Below are 6,401 nucleotides of genomic sequence, written 5' to 3' on the forward strand. Positions count from 1 at the left end.
TGTCTTGCAAGCCCCGCGCCTTGCGCTGTCAGCTGGCGGGGCCAGCGGTGGCCTGCATCGAGGGGCGCGCCGAGAAGGTCTTGTACCACGCGGCGAGTGAATCGTGCCCCGTGCGCCACTGGCGTGCGTCGTGGCGGAAATCCAGATACCCCAGCGCGCAGCCAATAGCGATCTGGCCCATGTCGAGCCGCCCCGACAGATGGCTCATCCAGCGGGTTTCCAGCGCGTCGAGCGAGCGCGAAACCTTGAGCCACTGGCCCTCGATCCAGTCAAGCGAGACCTGTTCGAGCGCGCGAAAGCGTTCCTCATAGACGATCAGCACCGCGGCTTCCATCATGCCGTCGGCGGTTGCCTCAAGCGTGAGCGTATCGTACAGGCGCCGCTCGGGGTACAGCCCGGCCTGCGCGCGCTGATCGAGAAAGCGGCAGATGACGCGGCTGTCGTACAGGGTCGGGGCGTCGTTGCGGATCAGCGCGGGGATCTTGCCCACCGGATTGGCGGCGGCGACGGCGGAATCGGGGGCCAGTGGCGTGTTGCTCACGTCCAGCATTTCCACATCGCTCAGCTGGCCGGTTTCGTGCAGGGTCACCATGACCTTGCGCACAAAGGGCGAGGCGGCGGATTTCAGCAGTTTCATGGCGCTGTTCCTTTTCTTTGTCCGGAAGGTAGGCGCGCGCGCGGGGCCGGGCAAATCTTTTTGCAAAAGATTTGGTGTGTGCGTGGCGCGATGGTGCCCAAATTTTTTAGCTAAAAAATTTGGGCCGGGCCGCGGGCGGGCGGTCAGCCGGCCTTGGGGTGCGTGGCCTCGTAGACCTTCATCAGGTGGACCTGGTCAACGGCGGTATAAGCCTGTGTGGTGGACAGCGAGGCGTGGCCGAGCAGCTCCTGGATTTCGCGCAGGTCTCCGCCTGCGGTCAGCAGGTGGGTGGCAAAGCTGTGCCGCATCGCGTGGGGGGTCGCGGTGGCGGGCAGGCCAAGCTGCATTCGCGTCTGTTCGGTGACCTTTTGCACAAGGCGCGGGTTCAGCGCGCCGCCGCGCGCCCCCCGGAACAGCGGAGCGTCCGCAGCCATCGCCCAGGGGCAGAGGTCAAGGTAGGCGGCCACCGCCCTGCGCGCCACGGGCAGCACCGGAACGATACGTTCCTTGTTGCCCTTGCCGATGATGCGCAGCGTGTCGCCCATCGGCCAGTCGGCGCCCGTCAGGCCCAGCGCCTCGGAGATCCGCAGCCCGCAGCCATACAGCAGCGTTACGACGGCCGCGTCGCGCGCGCCGACCCAGGTTGTCTGCGATTGCAGCGCCACCGTGTCGATCATCGCCCGCGCCGATGCCTCGTCCAGCGGGCGCGGAAGTTTTTTCTGGAACTTCGGTGCGCGGGCCAGCAGCACGGCGGTGGGTTCGAAGCCTTCGCGTTCGGCGAGCCAGCGGTAGAAGGTCTTGACCGCCGACAGCTTGCGCGCCGCAGAGCGCGCGCCGATTCCCTGTCCGCGCAGATGCGCCATGAACGCGCGCATGTCTGGCGTTGTCACCCGTGCAAGCGGGGCCAGCCCCTGCGGTTCGGCGTGATGCGCCGTCAGGAAGACGATGAAGTCCACCACGTCGGCGCGGTAGGCGGTGATGGTGTTTTCGGACGTCCCCTTCAGCGCCCGCGCCTGATCCAGCCAGGTTTCCAGCGCGTCGTGCGCCGCGGGCGTGATGGCTAGTGTCATGCCAGCCAGAGTCATGCCAGCCATCGCCGCATGGCGCGTTCGAAGACCCCGGCGAAAAACGCCAGAAGGTCCGTGCCCTGCTGCGGGGTGAACATATGCGGGTCTTCCGACCCCAGCACCAACAGGCCCGGCAGCCGACCGGCGCCGAAATCCAGCCGCAGGCAGGCTTCGGAGCGTACCCAGGTGGCGGCGTCGCCAAAGATCGCCGGGTCGCCCCCAGCCAGCTGGCGCAGGGTCACGGGGCGGCGGGGGGCGCCGCGCCCGTCGGACACATAGCTTTCAATAAAGCCCGGTTCGGCCACCGACAGCACGTCGCCCAGCCGGCGAATCGCAGGATCGCTGTCATTCTGCGCCGATTCCAGCACCAGACGCACCCTGTCCACGCGCAGGATCTCGGCCACTTCGCCCCCCAGATCGCGCAGGAAGGGTTCAAATTCCAGCGGGTCGAGCATGCGCAGTATCGCGCGGTGAATCTGGTTGGTGCCCGCAAGGTTTTCGTAGGCCGCCGCGATCACCCCGCGGTGGGTGTCTTCCAGCCTGTCCAGCCGGATTTCAAGCCGCTCCATCGCGATTCCGCGCAAATCGACGATGTTGCCGCCCATCGCGCGTTCGTTCGCTGCGATCAGCGCCTGCATCAGGTCGCGGTCGTCAAGGATCATGTCCGGGCGCGAGATGATTTCTTCGCGCAGGGATTCGTGGATCGTCAGGGGTGTGCTGGTCATGCCTGTCCGTCTGCTCGGGTTCGATTTTTCGGTGTTTTTCCCCAACCGTAGCAGAGCGCCCGCACGGTTGTCGCCGGTTTATCGCCGGGCGTGAGCGGCTTTCCACAGCCTGTTGCGGATCGGTCGACGGACGTGCCGTTTGGCACATTCGCCGATCCGTGCGAGGCTGACGTCACAACCGGAGGACCGCCAGAATGCCCAGCATCACCAGCCCCAGCGACTGTCAGACCGTCATCACCACGTTCGATACGACGCCCGGCACCTGTCAGGATCTGCTTGACGCCTTGCAGAACGCCTATACCGCGTTCATTTCGAAACAGGCCGGGTTCATCGGCGCGGGCCTGCACGTCAACGATGCCCAGACGCGGATCGCGATTTATTCGCAATGGCGGCGGCGCGAGGATTTCCAGGCGATGCTGCGCAGCGACGAGATGCGCGACCACCACCGGCGGTTCAATGCGCTGTGCCGCAGCTTCGAGCCGGTGATGTACGATGTCGCGTCGGTCTACGGCTAGGCGCAAGTCGCAATAGCCCCCACATGCGCAAACCGCACGCGGCGGCGTGACGTTCTGGCGCCGCCACGCGCGGACGTGGGTCAGGCGGGGCCGGTCAGGCGGCGAGCGGCTTTTGCGCACCTGCGGGTTCGACCAGTTCAAGCCGATAGCCCGCGCCGCGCACTGTTTCGATACGCACCGCATCCGCGATGCCCGCCAGGTGCGCGCGCAGATTGCACATATAGACGTCAAAGACCCTCGGGGCCGGTTCGTTTTCGAACCCGTAGACATGGCCCAGCAACGATTCGCGCGCGGCCAGCCGACCGGGGCGCAGCGCGATATATTCCAGAATTTCGTATAGCTTCGGCGACAGGGATAACGTGACATCACCCAGATGCACCCGGCGGGCATCAAGATCGAAGGTCAGCGGCCCGCAGTTCAGGCGCGGGCTGGCGGCGCCTTGGGCGCGCCGGGCGATGGCGTCGATGCGGGCGATCATCTCGGCCAGCGGCGCGGTTTCGTCGATGACGGTGTCCGCGCCGGCGGTCAGCCACGCGGCGATCTGTTCGGCGTCCGGGCTGCGGGCGATCAGCACGATGGGGCTGTCGGGGTGCAGTTCGCGCAAGCGGATAAGCGATGTCTGGCGCAGCAGTTGAATGGCGTCAAAAACGACCAGATCGTGTTCGCCGATCTTGTGGAAATCCTCGATTTCCTCGCCCGCCTCGCAGCGCGTCACCAGCGTGCCCCGATCGGACACAGCCTTGGAAAGGCCTACCGTCTTCCAGCTCGTTTCGGCAATGAGGTACCGCATCTTCGTGCTCCTTATCACTGGTCGTTGTACAGGGGGGCGTGCGGCGTAGGGCCATCATGCCTGGCATCTCAACCATTTGTTTACGAACATTCTCGTCGAATTGTTCGGGGTCGGGGTGCGGCGCTTTCTGCGGCCTGATAAAAATGGATTTAGCGGCGAATTGTGCCCGGAATGTGTTCGCATTCCGTCGGCCTGTGGGTGATCTGGATCAATGCCCCGTAGTTTTGGATAGGGCATTACCCGGCACGACGAGAACAGGAGACCGAAAGTGTACAAGAATATCCTCGTGCCGATCGCGTTCGACAGCGATGCCAAGGCCGAAGCCGCGCTTGCCGTTGCCCGCCGCCTGGCCGATGACGACTCGGACATCACGCTGCTGCATGTGATGGAACAGGTCCCCGGCTATGCCATCAGCTACCTGCCGCCCGATTACCGGGCGCAATCCCATGCCGCCGTTCAGGCCGAGCTGGACGCGCTGGCGGCGCGTCTCGATCATGCCCGCGGAATCGTGGTCGAAGGCCATTCGGGGCGCACCATTCTGGACTACGCCGAAAAAAACGGCAGCGACATGATCGTCATCGCATCGCACCGGCCGGGAATGGGGGACATGTTGATCGGCTCGACCGCCACGCAGGTGGTGCGTCACGCCAAATGCGGCGTGCACGTCCTGCGCTGATCCGGTGCCCATCGGTCGCGACCCGGTCGCCGACTGCCCCCACAAGTCCGCCCGTTGCGGGCGGGCTGTGGCGGTGTTCAGCCCGGACCGTTCAGGTGCGCGCGCGCGCGTTTGCGTTTGAACACCTCTTCGCGGGGCAACCACGGATAGCGTGTGTCATCGCGCACAGCCTCCCAATACAGCTGCCCCCCGTTGCGCCACGGGTCCAGCACGATGCCGTCATACATGCTGTCGCCGGGGGCGCTGACGATGACGGTGCTGTGTTCGATCCGGATGGCGCTATCGGAATTGGCGATGGCGCGGTGCAGCTCCAGCGTGCGAAACCGCTCGGCGCTCAGCCGCGTTTCAAGGTCGTCGGCCCATTGATAGCACAGTCCGCGCGGCTTCAGCCCCTGGTTCACCTTCATGTTGTGGATGATCGGCGAGTCCTCGATTCGGTATGCGACCGCCAGGGACAACGGATAATCGTAGGAAATTTGTGCCATGCGCCGCGCTTCTTCGGGATCGACCCCGGCGCCCAGATCGGTGATCGCCTGCGCCAGCGCCGCGACGTCGGTGGGCGCGGGGCGGGGCAGGTCCTCGGGCGGGACGGACGCGCAGGCGGCGGTCAGCAGCAGCAGCAGGGCGGCGAGCAGGCGGGGAAGCTTGGGCAACGTCGGATCTCGGCTTGTTTCGGGAGTCACCGCTAACTGGCATGCCGGGCGCTGCGGGCAAGGGGGCGCAGACGTTCTGCGGACAAGCGTTGCGTCGCTGCCGCAGCGCGGACGCCTTGCGATTGCGCATAGCCGCCGTCCTGGGCTATTCCGGTGCGGATGCGACGCCAGAACTGGAGTGCCCATGTTTCGCCTGATCCCCGCTATCGGACTTATCCTTGGCCTGGCCGCCTGTGCCAACGGGCAGGCAAACCTGGAAAAGCCCGTGCAACCGATCGGGAGTTTCAAGCTGGGCCATGCGGCGGTTGTCGCCCCCAACCTGACCAAGGGCCCGGTGTCGCGCGAGGCCAGCGCCGAGGAATGGATCGCATCGGTCGATTCCGCGCTTGAGGAACGGTTTCGCCGCTACGAGGGCGACAACTTCTATCACCTTGGCGTGAGCGTCGAGGGCTATGTGCTCGCCCAGCCTGGTGTGCCGCTGGTGCTCAGCCCGAAATCGGCGCTGATCGTGCGGGTCACCGTCTGGGATGACGCGGCGCAGGCCAAGCTGAACGCCGAACCCGAAGAGATCACGGCGATGGAAAGCTTTTCCGCCGAAACCACGCTGGGATCGGGGCTGACCCAATCGAAAGAAGAGCAAATGCGCAATCTTTCGGCCAATATCGCGCTTCAGATCGAAAAATGGATGCGCCGCAAGCAGATGAACGACGGCTGGTTCGGCGGGCGCGACGCGGGCAAACCGCTGGCTGCGCAAGCAGTCGATGACAAGCCCCGGGGCCCCGGCCCGGAGACGGTGGCACAGCCTGCCCCGTCCGGTGTTGCAGAGCCGACCGCGCCCAGGGGATGATGCCCGCCCGCCCCTATCAACCGCTTGATTTTCCCGTTGCAACCAAATAAATCGGCCCGCGATGCGAAACCGGGTCACGAAGGGCCCCTGAAAAAGGCGAGGCGTCTTTAGAAGATGGCAAAGGAAAAGTTTGCGCGGAACAAACCGCATTGCAACATCGGCACGATCGGTCACGTTGACCACGGCAAGACGACGCTGACGGCGGCGATCACCAAGTATTTCGGTGACTTCAAGGCGTATGACCAGATTGACGGAGCGCCCGAGGAAAAGGCCCGCGGGATCACGATCTCGACGGCGCATGTGGAATACGAGACCGAAGCGCGCCACTACGCGCACGTCGACTGCCCCGGCCACGCCGACTACGTCAAGAACATGATCACCGGTGCGGCGCAGATGGACGGCGCGATCCTGGTGGTGAACGCGGCCGACGGCCCGATGCCGCAAACGCGCGAGCACATCCTGCTGGGCCGCCAGGTGGGCATCCCCGCGAT

9 protein-coding genes are annotated in these 6,401 nt (G+C 65.2%); 4 read left to right on the forward strand and 5 right to left on the reverse strand.

All coding sequences use genetic code 11. The features are described from left to right. Positions 1-28: 28 nt before the first annotated feature. The 3 genes from ATI53_RS06070 to ATI53_RS06080 form a co-directional block, all read right to left on the reverse strand. Positions 29-637, reverse strand: coding sequence for a glutathione S-transferase (locus ATI53_RS06070; RefSeq protein WP_009503363.1), 609 nt, complete (start codon positions 635-637; stop codon positions 29-31). A gap of 143 nt (positions 638-780) precedes the next feature. Beyond that, positions 781-1,707 carry a tyrosine recombinase XerC gene (locus ATI53_RS06075; RefSeq protein WP_111549950.1) on the reverse strand — a complete coding sequence of 309 codons (927 nt, stop codon included), beginning with the start codon at positions 1,705-1,707 and terminating at the stop codon, positions 781-783. Between the two features lie 11 nt (positions 1,708-1,718). Beyond that, the gene (locus tag ATI53_RS06080) at positions 1,719-2,429 is read right to left on the reverse strand and encodes a DUF484 family protein (RefSeq protein ID WP_111549951.1); all 711 of its coding nucleotides are present in this window, start codon (positions 2,427-2,429) and stop codon (positions 1,719-1,721) included. A 194-nt stretch (positions 2,430-2,623) separates the two neighbouring features. On the opposite strand from ATI53_RS06080, the gene ATI53_RS06085 reads away from it, so the two are divergent. Continuing rightward, positions 2,624-2,944 carry an antibiotic biosynthesis monooxygenase family protein gene (locus ATI53_RS06085; RefSeq protein ID WP_009503366.1) on the forward strand — a complete coding sequence of 107 codons (321 nt, stop codon included), beginning with the start codon at positions 2,624-2,626 and terminating at the stop codon, positions 2,942-2,944. Positions 2,945-3,038: 94 nt separating this feature from the next. Here the strand turns inward: ATI53_RS06085 and ATI53_RS06090 are convergent, their stop codons facing one another. After that, complete coding sequence (locus tag ATI53_RS06090; protein WP_111549952.1) at positions 3,039-3,734, reverse strand: winged helix-turn-helix domain-containing protein; 696 nt, start codon at positions 3,732-3,734, stop codon at positions 3,039-3,041. 268 nt (positions 3,735-4,002) lie between these two features. Here ATI53_RS06090 and ATI53_RS06095 point away from each other — a divergent pair, with 268 nt between their 5' ends. Next, positions 4,003-4,410: a universal stress protein gene (locus ATI53_RS06095; protein ID WP_009503368.1), complete on the forward strand. Its 408-nt coding sequence runs from the start codon at positions 4,003-4,005 to the stop codon at positions 4,408-4,410. A 77-nt stretch (positions 4,411-4,487) separates the two neighbouring features. Here the strand turns inward: ATI53_RS06095 and ATI53_RS06100 are convergent, their stop codons facing one another. Further along, positions 4,488-5,063 (reverse strand): hypothetical protein, encoded by a 576-nt coding sequence (locus ATI53_RS06100; protein ID WP_009503369.1) that lies wholly within the window; start codon positions 5,061-5,063, stop codon positions 4,488-4,490. Positions 5,064-5,247: 184 nt separating this feature from the next. On the opposite strand from ATI53_RS06100, the gene ATI53_RS06105 reads away from it, so the two are divergent. Further along, positions 5,248-5,910, forward strand: a complete 663-nt coding sequence (locus ATI53_RS06105; RefSeq protein WP_111549953.1) for a hypothetical protein — start codon at positions 5,248-5,250, stop codon at positions 5,908-5,910. Positions 5,911-6,024: 114 nt separating this feature from the next. Continuing rightward, positions 6,025-6,401, forward strand: a 377-nt coding sequence (locus ATI53_RS06110) for a GTP-binding protein (protein WP_111549954.1), incomplete at its 3' end; no start/stop codon positions are given.

Origin of the sequence: Salipiger aestuarii (assembly GCF_003259905.1) — a bacterium.
Classification (GTDB): domain Bacteria; phylum Pseudomonadota; class Alphaproteobacteria; order Rhodobacterales; family Rhodobacteraceae; genus Salipiger; species Salipiger aestuarii.